This window comes from Polystyrenella longa (genome assembly GCF_007750395.1).
GTDB lineage: Bacteria > Planctomycetota > Planctomycetia > Planctomycetales > Planctomycetaceae > Polystyrenella > Polystyrenella longa.
On sequence record NZ_CP036281.1, the window covers coordinates 5701836 to 5724972 of the forward strand.

20 protein-coding genes are annotated in these 23137 nt (G+C 48.7%); 7 read left to right on the top strand and 13 right to left on the bottom strand.

Going from position 1 to position 23137, the window contains the following annotated elements; genetic code table 11:
• Positions 1 to 5: 5 nt before the first annotated feature.
• Positions 6 to 617, bottom strand: a complete 612-nt coding sequence (locus Pla110_RS20870) for an RNA polymerase sigma factor (protein WP_144998875.1) — start codon at positions 615 to 617, stop codon at positions 6 to 8.
• A 256-nt stretch (positions 618 to 873) separates the two neighbouring features.
• Here Pla110_RS20870 and Pla110_RS23220 point away from each other — a divergent pair, with 256 nt between their 5' ends.
• The gene (locus tag Pla110_RS23220; protein WP_144998877.1) at positions 874 to 1020 is read left to right on the top strand and encodes a transposase; all 147 of its coding nucleotides are present in this window, start codon (positions 874 to 876) and stop codon (positions 1018 to 1020) included.
• Between the two features lie 527 nt (positions 1021 to 1547).
• Here Pla110_RS23220 and Pla110_RS20880 read toward each other — a convergent pair.
• Positions 1548 to 2069 (bottom strand): hypothetical protein, encoded by a 522-nt coding sequence (locus tag Pla110_RS20880; protein WP_144998880.1) that lies wholly within the window; start codon positions 2067 to 2069, stop codon positions 1548 to 1550.
• 135 nt (positions 2070 to 2204) lie between these two features.
• Positions 2205 to 3089, bottom strand: a complete 885-nt coding sequence (locus Pla110_RS20885) for a hypothetical protein (protein WP_144998882.1) — start codon at positions 3087 to 3089, stop codon at positions 2205 to 2207.
• 511 nt (positions 3090 to 3600) lie between these two features.
• On the opposite strand from Pla110_RS20885, the gene Pla110_RS20890 reads away from it, so the two are divergent.
• Positions 3601 to 4668 (top strand): integrase core domain-containing protein, encoded by a 1068-nt coding sequence (locus tag Pla110_RS20890; protein WP_144998884.1) that lies wholly within the window; start codon positions 3601 to 3603, stop codon positions 4666 to 4668.
• A gap of 205 nt (positions 4669 to 4873) precedes the next feature.
• Here the strand turns inward: Pla110_RS20890 and Pla110_RS20895 are convergent, their stop codons facing one another.
• From Pla110_RS20895 to Pla110_RS22770, 4 genes are read right to left on the bottom strand one after another with little or no spacing between them, the layout of a single operon-like run.
• The gene (locus tag Pla110_RS20895) at positions 4874 to 5599 is read right to left on the bottom strand and encodes an ABC transporter ATP-binding protein (RefSeq protein ID WP_144998886.1); all 726 of its coding nucleotides are present in this window, start codon (positions 5597 to 5599) and stop codon (positions 4874 to 4876) included.
• Positions 5596 to 6807, bottom strand: a complete 1212-nt coding sequence (locus Pla110_RS20900) for an ABC transporter permease (protein ID WP_144998888.1) — start codon at positions 6805 to 6807, stop codon at positions 5596 to 5598. The genes Pla110_RS20895 and Pla110_RS20900 overlap by 4 nt, the downstream gene beginning before the upstream one ends.
• A complete protein-coding gene (locus Pla110_RS20905) occupies positions 6807 to 7958 on the bottom strand; it encodes an efflux RND transporter periplasmic adaptor subunit (RefSeq protein WP_144998890.1) in 1152 nt (383 codons plus the stop codon). Before Pla110_RS20905 ends, Pla110_RS20900 begins: the two co-directional genes overlap by 1 nt.
• Before the next feature lie 22 nt (positions 7959 to 7980).
• Positions 7981 to 8193, bottom strand: coding sequence for a hypothetical protein (locus Pla110_RS22770; RefSeq protein ID WP_197440364.1), 213 nt, complete (start codon positions 8191 to 8193; stop codon positions 7981 to 7983).
• A gap of 905 nt (positions 8194 to 9098) precedes the next feature.
• Between Pla110_RS22770 and Pla110_RS20910 the strand changes: the two genes are divergently transcribed.
• From Pla110_RS20910 to Pla110_RS20925, 4 genes are all read left to right on the top strand, one after another.
• Complete coding sequence (locus Pla110_RS20910) at positions 9099 to 10583, top strand: efflux RND transporter periplasmic adaptor subunit (protein ID WP_144998892.1); 1485 nt, start codon at positions 9099 to 9101, stop codon at positions 10581 to 10583.
• A 72-nt stretch (positions 10584 to 10655) separates the two neighbouring features.
• The gene (locus tag Pla110_RS20915; protein ID WP_144998894.1) at positions 10656 to 13754 is read left to right on the top strand and encodes an efflux RND transporter permease subunit; all 3099 of its coding nucleotides are present in this window, start codon (positions 10656 to 10658) and stop codon (positions 13752 to 13754) included.
• Between the two features lie 27 nt (positions 13755 to 13781).
• Positions 13782 to 15164, top strand: a complete 1383-nt coding sequence (locus Pla110_RS20920) for a two-component system sensor histidine kinase NtrB (protein WP_197440365.1) — start codon at positions 13782 to 13784, stop codon at positions 15162 to 15164.
• A gap of 20 nt (positions 15165 to 15184) precedes the next feature.
• Positions 15185 to 16597: a sigma-54-dependent transcriptional regulator gene (locus tag Pla110_RS20925; RefSeq protein WP_144998898.1), complete on the top strand. Its 1413-nt coding sequence runs from the start codon at positions 15185 to 15187 to the stop codon at positions 16595 to 16597.
• A 97-nt stretch (positions 16598 to 16694) separates the two neighbouring features.
• Here the strand turns inward: Pla110_RS20925 and Pla110_RS20930 are convergent, their stop codons facing one another.
• From Pla110_RS20930 to Pla110_RS20955, 6 genes are all read right to left on the bottom strand, one after another.
• Positions 16695 to 17186 (bottom strand): bacterioferritin, encoded by a 492-nt coding sequence (locus tag Pla110_RS20930; RefSeq protein ID WP_144999803.1) that lies wholly within the window; start codon positions 17184 to 17186, stop codon positions 16695 to 16697.
• A 74-nt stretch (positions 17187 to 17260) separates the two neighbouring features.
• The gene (locus tag Pla110_RS20935; RefSeq protein WP_144998900.1) at positions 17261 to 18292 is read right to left on the bottom strand and encodes a DsrE family protein; all 1032 of its coding nucleotides are present in this window, start codon (positions 18290 to 18292) and stop codon (positions 17261 to 17263) included.
• Between the two features lie 109 nt (positions 18293 to 18401).
• Positions 18402 to 19844: an MBL fold metallo-hydrolase gene (locus Pla110_RS20940; RefSeq protein ID WP_144998902.1), complete on the bottom strand. Its 1443-nt coding sequence runs from the start codon at positions 19842 to 19844 to the stop codon at positions 18402 to 18404.
• 18 nt (positions 19845 to 19862) lie between these two features.
• On the bottom strand, positions 19863 to 20687 hold the full coding sequence (locus Pla110_RS20945; protein WP_144998904.1) for a sulfite exporter TauE/SafE family protein: 825 nt from the start codon (positions 20685 to 20687) through the stop codon (positions 19863 to 19865).
• Positions 20675 to 21226: a rhodanese-like domain-containing protein gene (locus tag Pla110_RS20950; protein WP_144998906.1), complete on the bottom strand. Its 552-nt coding sequence runs from the start codon at positions 21224 to 21226 to the stop codon at positions 20675 to 20677. The genes Pla110_RS20945 and Pla110_RS20950 overlap by 13 nt, the downstream gene beginning before the upstream one ends.
• Before the next feature lie 68 nt (positions 21227 to 21294).
• Entirely contained in the window at positions 21295 to 21615 is a 321-nt protein-coding gene (locus tag Pla110_RS20955; protein WP_144998908.1) for an ArsR/SmtB family transcription factor, read from the bottom strand.
• Positions 21616 to 21944: 329 nt separating this feature from the next.
• Here Pla110_RS20955 and Pla110_RS20960 point away from each other — a divergent pair, with 329 nt between their 5' ends.
• A complete protein-coding gene (locus Pla110_RS20960; RefSeq protein ID WP_144998910.1) occupies positions 21945 to 23012 on the top strand; it encodes an integrase core domain-containing protein in 1068 nt (355 codons plus the stop codon).
• Positions 23013 to 23137 lie beyond the last annotated feature (125 nt).

The window sequence follows — 23137 nt, forward strand, 5'->3', positions numbered from 1 at the left end:
TCACGTTACTCTGGTTTTTGTTTGTGTTGAACGTACAAAAGTTCAATTTGCAGGAGCACTCTACGGCGTGCCATACGGACCGCTGCAGCACTGATTCCCAGTCTACGGCCTATCTGATCGGAGGTCTCCACATTGGCTTCCGTCATCTCGAAGGCCTGCCATGTCTTGCCTGACACCGAGTTCTTAACATCCTGAAGAATCTTCACTAACGCCTGCTGACGCTCATCAGGAATTGCCTGGTCAATCTTGTGCTCGGAATCTGCAACGTCTGATTGCTGTTGTGTGGTGATCTCTTCTAACTTGTTGCGTTTACGACAAAAGTCGATCACTTTATTACGAGTGACCGCATTGAGCCACTTACGAAAAGAACCTTTATGTTGCCGCTCGAATGATTGCAGGCTGCGATGCACTTCCAGCAAAACGATCTGCATGATATCTGCTGCATCAGCAGACTGTATGCCCGATCGACGAATAGATTGGTAGATGAATGGCCCGTAAGTCTCCACTAGCTGATTCCATGATTGGTCATTGTTCTGTCCCGCTTCTTTCAAAAGTGCCGCATCGGTAGAACCTGATGGAAATGGCATTGAGGAAGTGGTCATATCGCCGAAAAACATGTTTTATTTTTCATCAATAAGCTGAATAGAGAAGAGCCAGTCTACCAGTCTATCGTTTTTCGTTAAGAAATTTCCAATCTTTATGTAGAAATGGAGAAGAATAAATCGTTAGCACGCTTACTGAACTGCGAATGAACTAGGCGATTTTCAAGTCTTTTGGAGCAGTTCAGGCATTAGTGATGATGACCTGCCCCCCTTAACCGAGTCCAGATCCTGATATACAATTCAGGGTTCTGGATCAGAAAAGGAGGCCCTCATGCCCGCAAAACGACATTCATCCGAACAGATCATCACCAAGCTCCGGGAAGCGGAGGTCCATCTCTCTCAGGGGATGACTATCCCGCTGATGTGCAAAAAGCTCGGCATTCACCAGCAGACGTACTACAAATGGCGTCGGGAATAGGGCGGACTGCGAATGGATCAAGCGAAGCGTTTGAAAGAACTGGAGAAAGAGAATTCACGCCTCAAGAAACTGTTGGCTGAATCAGAGCTCGACAAAGCGATCTTGAAGGAAGTTGCCCCTGGAAACTTCTGAGCCCTGCGAAACGGAGCATGGCGGTGAATTTCGTACGGGATTCTTTGGGCCAGGACCGCGTATCGTAAACATATTCAGCCGACGTTGAAAACGAGTGATTCCAAGTGATTGGGTTGCTGACGAGCGACGGTTTTCGAACGAGATTCGTTTCGCGACCTAAACGCTACTATCAGATTTGACGCGAGAATGACCGTTCGAGTGCAACGGTAGCGGAGAATCACAACACGAGGATCGGCATCTAATCGAGGCTGATTCAAGCTGCGTCTCGATAGTAATACTTGAGCAGCTCGCCGAGACGTTCTCGGCTTTCCGGCGCGTAGGGAGAAATTCAACGGGTTGTTAGACAAGTCAAGACTGATGGTTGCGATTCTGAAAAGTCGCGATCGAAAAGATAGTTAATGAGGACGCAGTACGTCTTTCAATGTCCTCTGTTCGTAGACAGGTTGTAGTTTAGCGACTATGTGATTAGAAAATAATCCCAATTGACCTTCAGCATCTAAATGTTGTTTGGCAAACGTTAGCCCTAGTGAAAAATCGATCTGAGTAATTGCCTCTAATGTTTGTGCACGAATGGTGTTTGATTCCGAAGAATCAAATAAAATACTTCGTAAAGTTGGAAGTGACTCTTTGTATCGTCCATTGCCTAAGAATATTATCGCATAGTGCCTTCTGGGAAGTTCTTTGTTCTTTACGTTCTCGAGAACGATCGGAACAACATCATCGCCTTGTAATATGAGAGGGTCGATAAGCTCACCTTCAGAAAATTCCGTCGTTGTTAAAAACATTTCGAAAGCATCTTCAGGTGTTGCTGATCGAGCGGCGAATACAATGACGATTGTCAGAAGGCAAAAAGAGGCTGCTCCCATAAGAAATCTTCGTCGATTAAAAAAAACCTTCTCCTCTAGAAACAACTTCATTTGGAAGCTCCTAGTGTACTGTCTTGCAAAAACAGGACCTAATCATTCCGGCAGAAATGAAGCAGACCCCGCTTATTCTACCGGCTACGGCCCTCTGAATAAGTTCCCATCTGTCAGCGACGGCACACTAGTCCATCAAGGATTCTTAACCACTTTGATCTCATGTACCTCACAATTGCGGAGATCGCATTCGGTTTTCAAGGCTTCATAAACTTCAGGACGCATTAACCAGCCCCTGTGAATATGAGAATCGAAGATGTCGTAATCTGGTACATACTTCTCGGGAATGAATTTATTCAACTTATAGTATTCATATTCTTCTTGACGCTCTTGGGGTAAATCATAACGGACATACCCACAGAAATCACAAGCTTTTGTAACTCGAGATTCTTTTTCTTTTATGTCCCGATAAGCGTCGAACTCAGTGATTGCATTGAAAAATATACCAACATCGTTCAAGTCATCTAACTTGGGAGCAGCTGCGAGTAAGTCACAAGGCTCTATGACATCCTCCTCCATGTCAATCTCATCTTCAAGGATGATTTCACTTTCTTTAAGCTCGCCAACTTGACGTAACAGGACGGAAAAAAAACAAAGCCCCGTAAACCGGTTTTTTTCAATAACTTGCTTTGCATTATCTCGCACAATGACGGACCCCATCTTGAAATAAACATCCGATTCTGGATACGAGGGAATATCCCATTTGATAGGCTGAAGTCTGAATCCCGGTAAAAGTCTTGCCTTGGGATAATATTCTATTACTTTACGCTCCCACTTGCTTATAAAAACAGATAGTTCTTCCCAAGGCTTATTTGGTTTTGCTTCAACAATATCAGCCATCTCTTCACGAATTTCATCAGGGCATTCAAAAGTGGTGATTTGTCGGTAGGCCCACATTTCCCCGCACTTGGAACAGTTTGTACCTGGGATCCTGTAATCATATGTAGCTGATCCATTGATAAAAAAATCGCGAAAATCTCCACCCATATGAGTTTTATGAAGTTGAATAAGCGTTGCCATGAGAAATCTTCTTTCCTGGAAATAATCGGTAATTATTAAGCGTCAAAAGGGATTTCAAGTGGTTTTGAGATCCGACCAGTAGCCCGGTGATTCCACCATCAAACTCGGGGCGATATAGACCATCTCTTTCGAGCGTAAAATTCAACCGGCTCTGAAAGCTTCTGAGGATAGTGCACCGATCTACCAGAAGCTTTCGTGTAAGTGCAGGTGATATTCCCAGCGAGCAATGAGGCGGCGAAAGCTCTTCAGCCAACTGATGGTTCGTTCGCGTACCGTAAAAAAACTCAGCCGAACTCAAAACACTGCAATTCTAGGGTCTGCGAGACACCAACAGCCTTGATTTTCAGACGAGTTGGCAACAACTCTCGCCGCTACATTCAGTACAACCGTTGCCTCCGGTCGTGAAGACTGGCAGCGATACACGTTTCGCGAGTGCTAGGGCTCAGAGAATGGCTATAGTTCCAAAGCCACCCTCCCCTGTACTTTGGTAACTGATTTGATGGAATTACAGATGCAGTCCTGGTACCTGTTCCTGCTCACCATGGGTGGTTGTATGACTCGTGAACAACAACACGTGATCGACTACCTGCAGACGGAGAATAACATCCTCCGGAATAAGATTGGCAAGAAACGGGTCCAGCTGAACGATAACGAGCGTCGTCGCCTGGCGGTCAAAGGAAAGCAGCTTGGCCGGAAGTTACTAAGTGAACTCGAGGCCATCTTCACTCCCGATACCATTCTCCGTTGGCACCGGGAGTTGATTGCCCGGAAATGGGACTACTCATCGAAGAAGAAACAAGTTGGGAGATCGCGCGTTCGACAGAAGATCGTCGAACAGATTCTGAGGTTCGCGAAAGAGAATCCAACATGGGGAGCTGATCGAATTCAGGGTGCTTTGACCAACGTTGGTTTTCACATCACCGACACGACTGTCAGGAATGTGCTCAAGTCGAACGGTATTGAGCCTGCCCCCGACCGTCCCGCTTCAATGTCCTGGGAGACATTCCTTAGAGCCCACTGGGAAGCGATCTTCGCCATCGATTTCACCACGGTGGAAGTCTGGACGAAGACCGGTCTGACGACGTTCTACGTCATGGTAGTGATGGAGTTGAAATCACGACGCGTTGAGATCGCTGGGATTACTACCAACCCGAAGAAACAATGGATAACTCAGATCGCAAGGAACCTCACCGGCGACGATGGCTTCCTGGAAAACGCCTCCCATCTGATTCTTGATCGCGATACTTGTTTCCAGCCGCTGCGTTCTTTCCTGAAGGACCAGACTGAAATTGATCCGGTACTGCTTCCGCCGAAGAGTCCCAACATGAATGCGTATCTCGAACGATTCATGAGAAGTCTGAAAAGCGAATGCTTGAATAAGATGATCTTCTTCGGTCATTACGCACTCGAACGAGCGCTGAAAGAATACGTCGCTCACTATCATTCCGATCGGAATCACCAGGGACTCGACAATCAGCTAATTGAACCTGGTGATGAAGTCGGATGCGTCGCTGGCAAGGTCGAATTCCGCGAACGTCTCGGCGGTCTGCTCAAGTATTACTACCGCGACGCAGCTTGAATCAGCCTCGAAAAGATGTCGGTCCTCGTGTTGTGATTCCGCGATACCGTTGCGCTCGGAAGGTTATTTTCGCATTGAATCTGACAATCAGCTTCGAGCAGTGAAACCAATCTCGTCCGAAAAACATCTCTCGTCAGCAACTTAACTACTTGAAATCACTCGTTTTCAACGTCGGCTGAATAAATTTACGATACGGGAACGAGCGTCAGTGCTTTTTTTGAGTTTCGAGCGGTCGTTTACGCATCAGGCCATCTTCCATTTCGTAAATCGTGTCGAATACATCAAGAGCTCGATGATCATGCGTCACAACAATCACACCCGTTCCTTGTTCATGAGCGACTTTGGCGAACAATTCCATCACCTGTCGGCCTCGGTGGCCGTCAAGAGCCGCCGTTGGTTCATCGGCAAGAATGACGCTGGGCCGATTTGCAATTGCACGAGCGACGGCAATGCGTTGCTGTTGTCCACCCGAGAGCATCGAGGGGAGGTTGTCCGCTCTATCGGCAACACCCAGATAGTCCATCAATTCGATCGCACGACTTCGTGCTGCACGTTTTGACTCCCCATTTAACTCCATCGCGATTTGAATATTCTCTACTGCCGAAAGAAACGGGATCAAGTTTGATTTCTGAAAAATGAAACCGATATTCTTTCGCCGAAACGAACGTAAGTTGGCGTAAGATGTTTCGCCGTCCTGGACGAGTTTTCCCTTGATTGTGATACGCCCCGACGTCGGTGGAGTGATGAGCCCAACTGCTGTCAGAAAGGTGGACTTTCCAGAACCACTCGGCCCAAGCAGTGCTACCACCTCACCTTGTTTGACGTGCATTGTGGCATCACGCATGGCAACCACTTTAGTGTTATCACTACCGTAGATCTTTGTCAGCTCGTCCGCCTCGATGGCATTATCTTTGATTAAGTCAGTCGTCATGAAAGTGCCTCATTCGGAGAAACTTTCATTGCTTTCCAGATACCAAGCAAGCTGGAGAGAATTGAGATTGCCAGTACAATTCCGGCCAATTGTAGTAAGTCTGAATTGGCTAGAATCACTCGGCGAGGAAACATCGGAAACAGCTGGCTTCCTACGAGGTACCCTATCACAAAGCCGACCATCCCAAGAATCAATGCCTGTTGCAAGATCAACCCTAAGATAACTCTATTAGGAGCACCGATCAGTTTCAGTAAAGCGATCGAATGAATTTTATCGAGCGTCAACGTGTAAAGGATGAGAGCCATAATAATGGCTGCGATGAACGTTAGCAGGACGCGAAACAGCCCGATTTGCCGTCGCACTTTCTCCACACTGCCTTGGAGTAACAGTTCACGTTGTCCGTCAGCAGTGTAGACTGAGACATCGCCCCAACCTGAGATGATCTCGGCAACTTGATTCACTTCGGCTCCGGGTGAGATGGTGACCATGACGGCACTAATCTGTGGGCGAGCCACTGCGGGAAGTTGGGAAGAGGGTCTCCAGGCATTCTCCAGCATTTCCGGTTGCAAAATCGCCTGCTCGAATCTACTTCCCCGTGATTCTCTGGCCTCACGCTCCAATCGCATGGCCTCCCCAGGTGTATCAAACTGAATGGCTTGTGCATCAGTGACTGTAAAAAATGCGATTCCGTCGCCACCTGAACTGATCATATTGTTCGTCGTTCCCACAACGGTGTACTTTTCCTTTCCCAGGGTTAGCTGTTCTCCGATCTTCAAACCGAGTGTCTCGTCGGCGATCACCTCATAATGAGCCTGTCCCAACGTTCGGCCAGCTGTCAACGACAACCATCCTCCCTTGTCAGTTGGCCAACTCAGCCCCAGCACAGCGATTCGAAGAGGTTTACCATTACGCTGACGTTGTATTGTGTGATACACAAATTCTCGTGAGGACTGCACACCGGGTACGGCTGCCGCCCGGTAAACCAGGTTTGATGAAACGCGAGACTGTTCGGCAAACGGTCCTCGAGTGTTTCGTTGAACGACCCATAGATCAGCACCAACACGATCAATTAGCAGCGTGGCATCTTCAACAACACCTCGATAAATTCCCCCCATGCCCATCACGACCATTAACAACATGCCGATTCCGACAGCCGTAAGGGCGAATCGACCGGAACTGTGTCGAATATCTTTGAGGGCAAGATTCATTAAATTGACACCTTACGACCGTCGGTCAGAACTTGTCTGGAGCTTTCAGGGTCCAATACCACATCACCAATCGCAAGTCCTTCCAGTACTTCAACTTCATTATGGCTTCGAACCCCCAGCTTGAGAGGTCGCCATTCAGCAACCCCATTCATATGAATAAATACTCCTGAAATGTCGTCTCGATTGACAATAAGTCCGGCAGGCAACACGCGGACATCCTTTTTTTGTATGATTTCGATGTATGCTTCCGCACGCTGTCCAATCGCCCAATTGGCAGGAAGTTCAAGGACACTCACATCGACGATGAACTCACGAGTTTCTCGATCAGCTTCTCTTCCGAGTCGGACAACTTTTCCGGGATAAGCCTTATCAGGTTCGGAGCGAAATATAACTCGTGCGGATTGATCTGGTGTAATTTTCGCCATTTCCGTTTCATCCACCCACGCATTGATCCATAACTGGTCAGTTGAGATTAAAGTTAATATCGAGCTTCCAGGTACAACAACATCTCCAGGCTCTCGATTTCGTTTAACGACTAACCCATCGAATGGTGCCGAAATCTTAGTGTCGTGTAATCTCGCCCGATGATACTCCAAGGTTTTCTCTGCGGAGACAAGACCTTTCTGGCCTTCTGCAATCTCCGCCTCTGCTCGTGAGACTCCTGCCTCAGCGACAGCCAGTGCTTCAATTGATTTGTCCACGTCGTCGCGACTTGTCGCATTCTGCTCAGAAAGGCGAAGCGTACGATCGTGGCTCTTTCTCGCCTGTTCATATACCGCTTGGGATCGACCTTTGTCTGTTTTTAAACGAACAATTGCAGCTGACGCGGCATCGACGTTAGCCTGAGCGATAGCAACCTGCTGTTGCAACTCCTCATCGTCCAACTTAACTAACAATTCCCCTGAGGTCACACGACTACCCTGGTCAGCAATTATTTCCACGAGGCGACCGGATATTTTCGGGCTGATAGTCATTTCTACACGGGCTTCTAAAGTCCCTGTTCCCATTACTTCAATGACGATTGTGTCTCTTCGGACAGTGTGAGCTGTGACTGGTAGAGATGAATACTTGATGAAATAGATAACCCCGCCTATCCCCCCTATCACGAGAATAAGCTTAAGAACGAGTCGTAACTTTCTTATGTTCTTCATTCTGGTTTAGCTCGCATCTTTCTCAAGTCTGATCTGTGTTTTGGAGTCCTTGGATGACCAAATCGAAGTATGCTTCTATCCAGCGTATCGTATTCAGCTTTTCTGCGTTTTCAAACTTCAACTTCCAAACGGCAGCCATCAGTGCTGGTCCCACAATAACGATTGGTTCATTGACAATTGGTGTATCGCGGAACTCTCCTTTATCGATACCTTTCTTGACGAATCGCTTAAACATTCTTCGAGTGGGAACCAGTACCTTCTGAAAATAAAATCTTGCGACTTCCTCTAATCGAACGCTCTCAGAGATCAACGTTTCCAATATCATGTAACGTTTTTCATACTCGACAATCTCGCGGTAAAACCGAGAGATTTTCTGTTGTAGAAGTGTCGCTTGAGATCAAGTCCTGAATCTGAAAATGCCTGACATAAGTGTGAAAACTGGACTGATTCAATCACGCACGACAGCCACGAAGCTCTCCCATTTCATACTGTAAAATATGCAGGCCGTGTCTCTTTCCGTTTTCATTGTTGCTTGAACGTAATTAAAGACGATGTTCGTTGCCCAAACTGTGCTTACTACTTAAGTGAAATGTAGTCGTCAGAAATCTTTTTTTGGAATCCATTGTGACCGGTAAGTTACAAAAGCGTCAACACCCATTTAGATCATCATAACTGAAGTGTATTCCTTATACTGCTTCAGTCGAACGGAATCCTCTCTAGATCGTAATAGACGAGTATATTGGTCTTAGTGATCAGTACATAACTTCTCCCGAATCGGTTTGTGTAGATGATGAGATACCTAATACTTACAGCATTGGTGGAGGATCAGATTGTACTTGCTACGCGAGTGGATAACAGCTGTGGCAGGCTCATTGAGACAAACAATGCTCTTGGATAGTGGATTCGCTGATTCAAGGCGCACGGTATTGAATCATTCTTCAGGACGCTGGATAGATTCTTTCCATGTTGATGGCCAGCCTTTTATCAATGCCAATCAAAACTAATCTGAAACAGGTGTCAAATGGTCTTGATTTCGCGACTTTCATTGGGATTTAGTTCTGAATCGAGCTTGGCATGGTTAATGCATTTAATGGAGGAGTGACCTTTTTTACTCCCTGTCACTCCAGGAACTTTTAAACCATGAGCCAAGCCCTATCAAATCCAGTCCGTCTTTCTCTGATCTCAATAATTAAATTGTCGATTGGGATCCTCATTGTTGTCGGGATTGCTGGAGCATTGTATTTCCAACGCGCACAGCCAATGGAAGTGGCGATCTCCCATGTTGAAGAGAGTCTAGCGGATGAGACTGCGGATCGTGCCGGGCTCGTCATGTTGACTCCGGAAAAACTCTTGGCGGGCGAGTTGACGGCGGAGGTGGTCGAACGACATCTCATTCAACCAGAGCTTACCGTGCCGGGACGCCTGCTTTATGACGAAACCCGCCACATCGCAATCAAAGCCCCGATCTCCGGGATTTTGGCTGAACTACCCGTGAAACCGGGAGACAAGGTAAGCAAAGGAGATTTACTCGCTGTCGTGAATAGTGCCGAGATTGGACGGGCCCGTTCTGAGATACTCAGGCGACAAGCAGATATGGAACTTGCGACGGCAGAGCGCGATCGCATGAAAGAGATTTCCGTCAATCTCGAAGACTTGTTAAAAGTAATCGAGCAGAAAACGAAAATTGACCAGATCGAGTCGCTATTCTCAGACAAATCTCTGGGGGATTATCGCCAGAGAATTCTTTCAGGATATTCACGATACTTATTGGCTTTCGAGTTAATGGAAAAAGTTCAACCCATGGCGCAGTCGGGAGCGATTGCCACTCGACAGGTCAGAGAATGGGAATCGGATGTGCAGGTAACACGATCGGAATTCAGGTCTGCCTGTGACCAGTCCCGATATGATGCGGCCCAATCGAAACGAAGTGCCGAGTCCAATCTGGCGGAAGCGGAGCGGCAGCTTAAGATTGCACAAGAAGAACTGCGCACATTAATGGGGAGTGCCTCCGAATTGGAGGCTGAATTCAGTAGAGCTTCCCTATCGAGCTTGGAAATTAGAGCTCCGTTTGAAGGTACGATTGAATCCCTCGCTTTAGCGCGAAATGAACGCCTTTCAGTCACGGATTCAATTTGTGTACTGGCCGATACCACGTCACTCTATGTTTCGGCCGACATCCGTGAAAACGACTGGCAGGCGGTGGAGATGACCTCCGGTACTGAAATTCAGGTAACCTCGTCCGCCCTGCCTGACGAACAGATGATGGCCCGGATCCATTACATTGGGCGAGAGGTTTCGACGACCGCCAATGCAGTACCGTTAATCGCCACCATCGATAACTCTGATGGACAACTGCGTCCGGGTATGTTCGTTCGGGTCAGTCTACCAGTGGGCAAATCTCGAGAGGCTTTAGCAATACACCCAGAATCGATCGTGCAACATGACAATAAAAAGTTCGTTTTCGTCGAAATGGGAGAGCGTCTTTTCAATCGAGTGGATATTAAAACCGGAATAGAATCACGGGAATGGGTTGAAATTACAGACGGGTTAAAAGCAGGCCAGAAAGTGGTGCGGAACGGAGCGTTTATACTCAAGTCAGAGCTTCTTCTGGAAGGAGAAGAATAGCCCCAGTTCGCAACGCACATTCTCTGACTTCAAGATCTGGCTCATCACCCTCACTCATTAGAAGCCTCTACCATGTTAACCCGCCTGATCGAGTTCTCGCTGAATAACCGCGGACTCGTGCTGATCCTGACGTTTCTTGTGGCCGCTTCCGGAGTCTATTCCGCGGTACATTTACCAATCGATGCTGTTCCGGATATGACGAACGTTCAGGTGCAAGTCGTCACGGATGCAGGTTCCCTGTCTCCGATAGAAGTCGAGCAATACGTTACCTATCCCGTGGAGACGACGATGGGCGGCTTGCCGAATCTCGAAGAATTACGGAGTGTCTCCAAATTCGGCATCTCAGTTGTCACTATAGTGTTCGAAGAAGGTACCGATATCTACTGGGCGCGACAACTTGTTACGGAACGCCTGAGCGATGCAGCTGCAAATATTCCCTCTGGATACGGAACCCCGGCTCTGGGACCACTGACGACAGCCCTCGGAGAAATCCTGCAGTTCGAAGTGCGGAGTGACAGTTTCACTCCGATGGAACTTCGAACGATGCTTGAGTGGGATATTGCTCCACGACTGAGAGAAGTTCGTGGTGTGACCGAAATCAACACGCATGGAGGGTTTTACAAGACCTACGAAATTCAGCCCGATCCCGATCGTATGGCAAGTTATGGGATCTCCATGGAAACTTTATTCCAGCGGATACAGAACAATAATGCAACGGCTGGTGGCGGATACATTGTTCATCATGGGGAACAGCAGTTTATTCGTGGTGAGTCGTTGCTCAAGTCGATCGACGATATCAAAAAAGTAGTTATTAGACGCGAGGATGACGGCACACCAATACTGGTTAAGGATATTGCCACCGTGGTACTCGCCCCAATGACTCGTCAGGGGGCTGTTACCCGGGATGGCCGGGGAGAAGCGGTGACCGGTCTTGTGATGATGCTGATCGGTGAGAATTCGCGTGAAGTCGTCGAGCGAGCCAAGACGAGGTTGAAGGAAATCGAACCGACTCTTCCGGAAGGAGTCTATCTGGAAATTACCTACGACCGCGCCGCCCTGATTGGCCGTACTTTGAAGACGGTCATGACCAACCTATTGGAAGGGGGCGTGCTCGTAATCGTGGTGCTGCTACTGATGCTCGGAAACCTGCGAGCGGGCATTATTGTTGCCATGGCCATTCCTCTTTCTATGTTGTTCGCCACTAATATTATGGCTTATACAGCAATCACAGCCAGTCTGATGAGTCTCGGTGCGATCGACTTCGGCCTGATCGTTGATAGTTCCGTGATCATGATTGAAAACTGCATCCATCGCATTTCTCATTCCGACGGAAAGAAGTCTCACTTGGAGTTGATTCGCGATGCTGCCGTTGAAGTCCGCAAGCCGACAATGTATGGCGAGTTGATTATTTCTGTCGTTTTTCTACCGATCCTGCTGATGGAAGGCACCGAAGGGAAGCTGTTTCGCCCAATGGCGTTGACAGTACTGTTTGCGCTCGCTGGATCAATGATTCTTTCGATGACATTAATGCCTGCCCTTGCGTCACTTGTCTTGCCTAAGAAGCTGGAAGAGAAAGATGTCTTCTTGATCCGGTGGATCAAGAAGGTTTACGATCCACTCGTCGTACGCTCTATTCGTCATCCCGTGATCACAATCATCAGTGCGCTGTCGCTGTTCCTGGTTAGTATTCCCGTTGGTATGGATCTGGGAGCGGAATTCATGCCAAGGTTAGAAGAAGGAGACTTACTGGTCGAAGCAGTCCGATTGCCAAGTGCCACCCTGGAAGGGTCGATAGAAATGTCGACTCAAATTGAACAAGTACTTCTCAAGTATCCGGAGGTCCGGACGGTCTTCTGTAAGACTGGACGCCCCGAGATAGCGAATGATGTCATGGGGGTGCATCAGACAGACGTCTGGGTGCTGCTTCATCCTATGGATGAATGGCCCGAATACAAAACACGTGATGATCTGATCGAACAGATGTCGTTGGAGCTGTCATCCCGAGTCCCTGGAGTCGCGTTTGGTTTCACGCAGCCGATCGAAATGCGTGTCGATGAACTTGTCGCCGGGGTCAAGGCGGATGTTGCGGTCCTGCTGTATGGGGACGATCTGGAAATTCTCGGACGAAAAGGAAAAGAGATCGAGAGTAAACTACGGGACATTCCTGGTGCAGTCGATGTCAAAGCAGACTATCAGGCGAATCTGGCAACACTCACAATCAAAACAAATCCGGAGCAACTCGCTCTGTATGGAGTTGATGCTCAATCGGTACTGGATGTGGTCTCATCATTGGGTGGCCACCAGGTCGGACAAATCATCGAAGGTCGGGCGCGGTATCCAATTATCGTTCGTGTCCCGGAGAAATGGCGAGAGGATATCTCCCTGCTGGAACAGATTCCTGTTGCTGAAGCTGCGGGAAAACCTGTGACGCTACGGGACCTTGCTGAGATTAATATCGAAGAAACTCCTCCCTCAATCGAACACGAGGCCAACCGCAGAAGAACTTTTGTCTCCGCGAATGTACGTGGGCGTGACGTGGCATCCTTCGTCAAGGAGGCTCAGGAGGTTATCGGTGATCAGGTCGAACTGCCCCCTGGGTATGAAATACGCTGGGGAGGAGACTTTGAGAACCTGCAGTCGGCGAGTCTTCGTCTAATGATCATTACCCCCATTGTGCTGGTGATCATTATGCTGCTGTTACACACCAGTCTCGGTTCATTGCGTCTGGCGCTATTGATCTTCCTGGCAGTTCCCATGGCAGCGTCTGGTGGGATTCTCGCTCTTTGTTACAGGGAAATGCCGTTCAGTATCTCAGCCGGAGTGGGGTTCATCGCACTCTTCGGTGTCGCTGTGCTGAACGGACTGGTATGGGTCAGCGCGGCCGAGCATCTCAGGCATTCAGGAATCAATATTCGGGAGGTAAGTTATAAGACAGCCCTTGCCCGATTACGTCCGGTATTAATGACAGCGACAGTGGCGAGTCTTGGTTTTTTGCCGATGGCCATATCGACTTCCGATGGAGCGGAGATGCAGCGTCCGTTGGCGACTGTCGTCATTGGAGGATTGATAACCTCCACTCTACTGACTTCGTTGGTAATTCCATGTATCTACCCCTGGTTTGCCCGAGGTCTCAAATATGAACACGTTACTCATCAGGAACCGGAAGAGTAATTGAGATCGAGCAGCATGAAGTCGTTCATGAAAAACAACAAACTGAATCTCCCCTGGCACCTGTCGATGGATTACAATGAGAAGTCGCCCTTCGATTTTCCGATGCCGTCCTCCGTTTTTTCCTTAAGCCCTCTCTATATGTCCACCACGACCGCTGCATTGCAGAAGATCCTTAAAACGCCGTCCCGTTTGATTGCGTTGGTTCTGGTCGTCGTATTCCTGGCGGAGGCTTTTATCATGCTCGCCCTGCCTGTACTGCTTCCGGAGAACCTCTCTTCTCAGACTTACGCTCTTGTAGACGCTATTTCACTGACAGTGTTATCTGCCCCCGCTCTATGGCTGATTATTATTGGCCCTTTGAGGCAGATTGCGATTGACGAACAGGCTCGTACAGAGACGGTAGTCAATTTTGCGGGCGATGGGATTATTACGATTGATTCTCAGGGGGTAATCCTGTCGATCAACAGAGCCGGACGGCAGCTGTTTCAATTCCAGCCTCATCAGCTTATCGGGCATTCGGTTACCGAATTGTTACCTGCCTTTGTCTTTCAGCCAACCTCTGCGAATGAAACTCGGCAACTGGAGGGCGTTCGGTGCGATCAGACACGGTTCCCCATCGCGCTCTCATTGGCGGAGATCCCTCCCGATCATCAGCCGAACTTCGTTGCTATTGTTCGTGATCTTACTGAAGCACAGCGGCTTGAAAAAGAACGGACCAATGCCGCGCGAGAACGTGAGGCGATGCGTTCTCAACAGATGAAGACACTGGCTGAGATCGCTACCGGGGTCGCACATGAGATACGCAATCCTCTGACTTCTATTAAAATGCTGATTCAAGCAGATCGTCAGCGACTTGAAAAACAAGGAATGCCATCTGAAGATCTGGAGCTTGTCGAACATGAAATTCGTCGTATGGAACGATCTGTCAGTAGTCTGCTCGAATATGCACGGCCCTCTCGGCCCGAACGAAAAACGATCTTCCTTCAGGACGTTCTGGATCGAACACGGGCTCTTGTAGAAGGTCGCGCGCGATCTGAACGAATCCAACTTCAGTTGGTTATGAGTGAAATTCCGGTGTACGTTGTTGCTGATCCGGAACAGATTCAACAGCTTCTATTGAATCTGATTCTAAATGCGTTTGATGCGATGCCCGATGGAGGTCCACTGAGGATTGAATTAAGCCAGGACGAGACCGATGCTATCGTTAAAGTAATAGACGAAGGGACAGGCATTGCCCCCGATATTCTTGACCGACTATTTACACCTTTCGTCACAAATAAGAAGTCAGGGATTGGGCTTGGGCTAGGGATCAGTCGGCGGATTGCGGAAGATCACAGTGGGACGTTGACAGGATACAATATCGAGAATGGTGCTTGTTTCGAATTACACCTTCCGCTGATAGTCGTTTAGGATCCAACGAAGGAAGAATCATGCCCAAGTTACTAGTGATTGATGATGAACCATCCATCCTACATGCGTTTAAACGTGCTTTCGATGATCCGGACATTGAACTACTGACGGCAGAAACCGCGGCTGAAGGTGAAGCAATGGTTGCCGTAGAACACCCGGACGTGGTCGTCCTCGATTTGAGATTACCCGATAAGTCTGGCCTGGAATGCTTTAACCAGATACGCGAAATCGATCCGCGAACCCCTGTCATTTTCATTACTGGCCACGGGACTGTCGAGACGGCAATCGAAGCTACCAAACTTGGTGCATACGATTATCTGTTCAAACCACTGGAACTCGATCAGTTGAAGGCATTGATCGATAAAGCATTCCACTTGAGTCACATGATTAAAGTGCAGCCAGTCGTTCCCGGAAATGACTCAGAGGCAGGGACACGTGAATCGATAGTCGGTCGCTGTGACGCGATGAAAGAAGTTTACAAGGCAATTGGCCAAGTAGCCGTACAAGACCTGAGCGTGTTATTACTGGGTGAAAGCGGGACTGGAAAAGAAGTTATCGCACAAGCTATCTATCACCATAGCAACAGGGTTAACAAGTCGTTTCATACGATTAACTGCGCCGCTATACCAGAGTCTCTTCTGGAAAGTGAAATGTTCGGGCATGAGAAGGGCTCTTTTACCAGTGCTGATCGGCGTCGCATAGGTAAGTTTGAGCAGGCTGACGGTGGGACACTGTTTCTCGATGAAGTCGGAGACATGTCTCCCATGACTCAAGCGAAGCTCTTGCGAGTATTGCAGGATGGCACATTTGAACGAGTCGGCGGGTCCGGAATCATCAAAGCCGATGTTCGTGTTATTGCCGCCACCAATCACGATCTGCAGCACCTTGTCGCGGAGGTGAAATTTCGCAAAGATCTGTTTTACCGGTTGAGTGTCGTCACAATTCATCTTCCCCCGTTAAGAGAGCGGGAAGGTGATTTGCGATTGCTGGCCGAACATTTTCTGCATTATTACGGCCCGGATTTTGGACGGAAGATCACACAGATTTCACAGGAATCGCTTAAACTCCTGCAGGATTATTCCTGGCCAGGAAATGTTCGAGAACTGGAAAGTGTGATCAAACAGTCGCTCTTAAAGGCCCGAGGTACTGTGCTTTTGCCAGAGTTCCTTCCTCCCCTGACAGAAGGTGGTCAGCAGGCTCAGAATTCCTCTATGGAAAGTGACTTGGACACCTTCATCGAGCAGCGTCTTGAATTGGGTTCCACTGAACTCTACTCCGAAACGATCGCCTGTGCGGAACGTCATCTGCTGCAACGGGTGCTCAAGCAGACAAAAGGGAACCAAGTCCAAGCCAGTGCTATCCTAGGTATCTCTAGAGTAACCTTGCGTAATCGCATTCGCTCTCTTGATATTAAAATCGACAAGTTCACATAGCTGGAGATGAAGAACTCATTCCTGCCTATTCCCTTCAGCAATTACTGAAGGGAATAGCACTCTCTTACACATCATTCTTAAATACCTACGCTGGGCTTCATGCTTGCGAGGAATCCAGTCCCGGTGACGGCATGTGCTTTGAAATATATGCTGGCTCGCCCATGCGTTCGAGCAAATCGAGTTGCAGTTCCAGCCAACTCATGTGCTGCTCTTCATCTAATGTAATTCGCTCGAAGAGTGTCCGGGTTCCTATGTCACCATCTTCCGATGCCTGCATGGATGCAATGGTGTAAAACTCTATCGCTTCTTTTTCGTCCTCAAGGTCTGACTTGAACATGTCTTGCAGTGACGAAGCAAGAACAGGCGTTTTCGCCATCGTCATTTGAGGCGATCCTTTCAGGAAGAGCAAGCGTGTTAAGTATTCTTGCGAGTGCCCCAACTCTTCTGTCATTTCTTCCCGCATTTGGGAAGCGAGTAAACTCAAGCCCCAGTCATCGAGAACTCCTGCATGCAGTTGATACTGGTGCGTTGCGGTCAGTTCCATGCGGAGAGCATTTTGCAGGTTTTCAATCGAACGTTTTGTATTCATCATTAATCCTCTGTTGTTCTCTCGTCGTTTAATAAAATGAATGCACACAATGCGTCATTCCAATAAATCATCTTTCACTTGGCGAGTGGTATATAGGTAAAGCCATCTTCCTGCAAGTTTACAAGAGACGTCAAAGCCGATACCGCTACGTTCGAATACGAAACGACTTCTTCGCGAGTCGCACCTTTTCCGATGAGCGATTGACCACACACGAAGATCTTGACGTCAGCTTTGTGAAGTTCATTCAAGCAATCCAGGTTCGGATTATCTTTAGTCTCGAAACGCTTCGCGTAGGCGTCCGTATTCAAGACGGACAATGTAGCGTCACCGTGTAATACAATAGCAATCTCCACCTTCGCTGGACTCTTTCCGGCGCCTCGGTAAATGTTGACGAAACGAGCGACTTTCTCAATCGCCGGATTCAGTTCATCCGGTTTTCCACCTTTCGTAACGTCCACCACAATCTTGCCACCATCACGTGGTTGATGCAAAGCGTCTGGCAGCTTGACGACTTTACCGTAATTGGCGATCACTGGTTCTGAATCGTTTAGGACGTCGCTGGCCTTTCCCAAAGGAACTGGGTGATTCTTCCTGGCTTCTTCGAATCCATTTTCGACGAAGCTGGAAACGGTCTGTGCATGAGCTTGAATCAATTTCACTACGTACGCATCCTCAGAAGTTTCTGTGATTCGCACACCTTTATTCGTTTCGACTCGCAGCATCTTGATTTTGTCAGTATGGCGGAACAATTCCGCAAATAACGGGTCACGTCTTCTAATCGGCTTGGTCTCTTCCACTCGATATTGCATCCATTTCACATGCTCTTTGATTTTTGCCGCAATAACAGGATCATCCGATTCCGTGAGTGTCTCGACTCCATTTGGGAGCACTTTCACATCACGTTTGATCTTCTGGTGATTAGTCAACAGGAACTGAAAAACCTTGTGGTCCTCGGTGTGTCTCTCGTCTTGTCCTCGTTCACCACCGGAACCGCCTCCTGCACCTCGGCCATTGCGAGGTCCAGGTTGAGCATGGACGATCCCCACAAAGAAGATTGCCGCCAGTACCAGAGTTAAGGAAGTTACAAAGTTAGTGCGACTAGTCATTAGGGCCCCCCAGGTAAGAGTTTATGTTTAATGAGTCGATGTCCACTGCTGAATCATGTAGAGTCAAAACTATATGTTGAAATAATCGTGCTTTCGTATTTCTCTCTTTTTATGAACAAGAAGATCCTGAATCGCAAATAGCGGCCACTTCCGTCTGGTCAACCGGTAGACCTGCTTTGAGCCAATCTCCAAAGCCCCCTGTCATATTGATAACCTTGTATCCTGCAGCCTGAAGTGCACTGGCTGCAATTGCAGAACGTCCGCCCGTTTGGCATTGAGTAATAATAGGCTTGTCGCTCGCTATAGCATCCAAGTTGTCAAGCAGACGCCCGAGGAACCGGTGTTCGGCGTTCTCGATATGGCCGGACTTCCATTCTTCATCAGTTCGAACATCAATAAGGCTTACTTCTCCCGAATCAATTCGTGGAGCCAATTCGGTTGGCTTTTTATTGTCATAGCACTCAGTGGCGAGTCCAGCTTTGCGAATCTTCGTCACGTCGAAGTATCCTTGCACATCATCCAGGCCAATCTTACGAAGGACGCGAGTCGCTTCAGGAAGCTGGCTTGGATCGGCGATCAGATAAACTGGTTTGGAATAGTCGACAATCCATCCAGCCCATCCGGCCAACATTCCAAGCGGAATGTTAAGTGAATGCGGGACATGCCCATCTGCGAACTGGTCCGAGGGAGAAAGGTCAATGACGGTCGCTGAATCCAGTGTGGAGTTGAGGTCATCGATAGGGAGCGAATGGGGCAACCCGGCGTCTCCGATAATTGCTGGGCCCTCTTTATTGACTCGTTTCATCACTGCAAAATACGTTGGGGCTTCTGGTTGGTCAGACAGAATATATTGGACGAACTTTTCTTCGTCCTTGAACTGTAATGCCGGATTGAAGAGCTTTTCATACCCGACAGTTGATGATGGAATTGCTCCAAGGCCCTTGCCGCAAGCACTGCCGGCGCCGTGAGCAGGCCAGACTTGCAAGTAGTCGGGAAGTTGTTTGAACTTGTGGGCTGATTGAAATAGATCACGAGCACCAGGCTCGGCTGTGTTAGCCAGTCCAGCAGCTTCCTCCAGCAAGTCCGGGCGGCCGATCGAACCGACGAACACAAAGTCGCCAGTAAAGATTCCGATCGGCTTATTAGCCCCTCCGCCTTCATCTGTCAGTAGGAACGAGATGCTTTCAGGAGTATGCCCCGGTGTGTGCATTACGTCAAACTTGATATTCCCGATCATGAATGAGTCGCCATCATTGACCAGTTGATGATCGTACTGATCAGGAAACTGATATTTCCATTCTGCAGGTCCTTCATCTGAGACGTACAGTTTCGCCCCAACTCGGTCGGCCAACTCCCGAGCGCCGGACACATAGTCTGCATGGATATGCGTTTCTGCGACTGCGATCAACTTGAGTCCTTCGCGATCCGCCATATGAAGGTACTGATCAATATCTCGACCGGGATCAACAACAACTGCTACCTTGGCTCGCTGGCAGCCAACCATGTAGGAAGCATGTGCCAGAGCCTTGTCATAAAAGTATTTGAGTAACATCTTTCGATCTCCTGCAGTTTAAAGAATAGCTGTTTTGATGATTACGAAAACCGCGACCAGAACAACTGCAGTCGCGAACACTTTTTGCAATGTTGGTCCTTTGAGCTTTCTGGAGATTAATCCACCAAGCCAGATGCCGAACATTCCTCCGATGAGAAATTGCATTGTCAAGTCGAGCGATAACTCGCGACCCGCTGCGACGTAGGACGTGACGCCACTGACGCTGATTAAAAAGATCACTAGCAGCGAAGTTCCTACAGCTCGGTGAATCTTCATTCCACTGAATAAAACCAGTGCAGGAACGATGACGAACCCTCCGCCGACCCCAAACATTCCCGAAAGTACTCCCGTCAATAAACCAACCAGGACCAACAATCGAGCGCACTTTGCAGTCAGCCGAAGGGTTCCCTCTTGATCGCGCTGACATGCTGAACGATCGGCCTTGTCCAGGCTTTCGGTTACACAGACTCCGGTCGCTAATTCAGGGTTACGAGTCTTGGCCCACATCCTCCACGCCACAACCAGCATCAAACAACCAAACATCACCAGTAACATCTTCTCGGGAAAAAGAGTCGAGAGGTAAGACCCGATTGGGGCACCGATCATCCCTGCCACGGCAAACAGCAATCCTGTCCGGAGTTCTACTTCACCACGCCATAAACGAGGAACAACACCCGCTAGAGCTGTGCCCCCAACTGAGGCCAGTGAGATTCCAACGGCTTCACGCGGTGCGACTGCAAGTCCATAGACCAATAATGGGACTGCAAATACACCACCTCCTCCACCGGTAAGGCCAAGTGCCAACCCGACTAAACATCCAAAAAGAATGGCTAGACCGAACATGATCCGTCCTGACTTTGATTCCACGGCATCTTGACGATTAGCATTCCCATTGCACAACTATCTGTGATGCCAGCGAACATCAATCCGGCACCAACAAACGCCGAGAGACCGGTGAAGTAAGGATGCACGAAGATGCCCAACAATGCACCGACCAGCACAAGGAAACCCGCAGCAATCCGTACCTGCCGCTCCAGTGACATGGCCTTTTTACCACGCACCACGGGCAAACCAGCAGAGACCCAGGCCTCGGTTCCGTTTTCGATGTTGATCGTATTAGCGAAACCTGCATCAATGAACTTTTGCTGCGCCTTCGCTCCTCGTGCCCCACTTTTACAGATGATGTAAAGTGGTTCATTCGCCGATCCATTCCGTGATTTCATCACTGAATGCGGATCAAGAACATCAAGCGGGATATTCTTTGCTTTGGCCGCCCGCACTTCCCGGTATTCCATTGGGGTGCGAACATCGATGATCTCGACGTTATTCTGTTGATCGCGCTCGGCAAGCTGTTGCACAGTGATTGTTGGATTATCTGACATGTCTGACCCCTTATTAATGTCGTGGTGTCGCAATAATACGATATATTTGCGAGAGAAAAAGTGAGATTTTAATCTCCCAAAAAACGATCTTCTACACATTTAATGATATTGGCTAAATGCGGCTCCGCAACTTGGTAATATACGCGGCGTCCTTCCCTTTCGCTCGTAAAGAACCCACATCGCTGCATCAGTCGCAAATGCTCTGAGGCCACGTTGTCTGGAACGTCACAATCCTCTGCCAGTTCGCCAACAGTATACCGACCATGCAGCAACAATTGCACAAATCGTAGCCGCACGGGATGCGCCAGTGTTTTCAGGCATTCCGCCGCCTTGGTAAACGCATCCATGTCAACAGTATGTTTAGACTTCTTATTGGTTTTTGTTACCATTTCAAATCTCCTTACCTCATTGTATCGTAATGTCACGATATATCAAGGGTACTGTTCCGCGTCTTTATTGATTTCCACGTAAGTCCGTACCGTAAAAAAACTCAGCCGAACTCAAGACACTGTAAATCAAGGGTGCTGTGAAACTCTGACGGCATGTGTTCTCAGACGAGTTGGTAGCAACGCTCGCCGCCGCATTCAGTACAATCGTTGTCACCGGTCGTGAAGACTGTCAGCGATACACGTTTCGCGAGTGCCAGGGTTCAGAGAATGGCTATAGTTCCAAAGTAACCCTCCCCTTCACTTTGGTAACTGATTAGATGGAATTTGTGATGCAGCCCTGGCACCTGCTGGTATTCGCTCTGGCAAGTTGGGTGAATCGTGAACAACAATTGGCGATTGAATACCTCAAGACCGAAAATAGCATCCTCCGGGAAAAGGTTGGCAAGAAACGGGTCCTGCTGAACGATAACGAGCGTCGTCGCCTGGCGGTCAAAGGGAAAATGCTGGGCCGGAAGTTGCTAAGTGAACTCGGCGCGATCTTCACTCCCGATACCATTCTCCGCTGGCACCGGGAGTTGATTGCCAGGAAATGGGACTACTCGTCGGAGAAGAAACAAGTTGGTCGACCTCGTATTCGAACGGAGATCGTCGAACTGATCTTGAGGTTTGCGAAAGAGAATCCCACGTGGGGAACTGATCGAATTCAGGGTGCTTTGTCCAATGTTGGTTTTCACATCACCGACACCACCGTGCGGAATGTGCTGAAGGCGAACGGTATCGAGCCTGCCCCAGATCGTCCCGCTTCAATGTCCTGGCAGACGTTCCTGAAAGCTCATTGGGAAGCGATATTCGCCGTTGACTTCACCACGGTAGAAGTCTGGACGAAGACCGGTCTGACGACGTTCTACGTCATGGTGGTGATGGAGTTGAAGTCACGACGCGTTGAGATCGCGGGGATTACGACAAACCCCAACAAACAATGGGCGACACAGGTTGGACGTAACCTCACCGGCGACGATGGCTTCCTGGAAAACGCCTCCCATCTGATTCTTGATCGCGATACTTGTTTCCAGCCGCTGCGTTCTTTCCTGAAGAACCAGACTGAAATCGAACCGGTGCTGCTTCCGCCGAAGAGTCCGAACATGAATGCACATCTCGAACGATTCATGAGAAGTCTGAAAAGCGAATGCCTGAGAAAGATGATCTTCTTCGGTCAGCACTCACTCGAACGAACGCTGAAAGAATACGTTGCCCATTACCATTCCGAGCGGAATCATCAGGGACTCGACAATCAGCTGATTGATCCTGATGAAGACGTTGGATGCTTCGCCGGTAAAGTTGAATGCCGCGAACGTCTCGGTGGTTTGCTCAAGTATTACTACCGCGACGCAGCTTGAATCAGCCTCGAATCGATGTCGGTCCTCGTGTAGTGATTCTCCGTTACCGCTGCGCTCGGACGGTCATTTTCGCGTCAAATCTGATAGTAGCGTTTAGGTCGCTAAACGAATCTCGTTCGAAATCC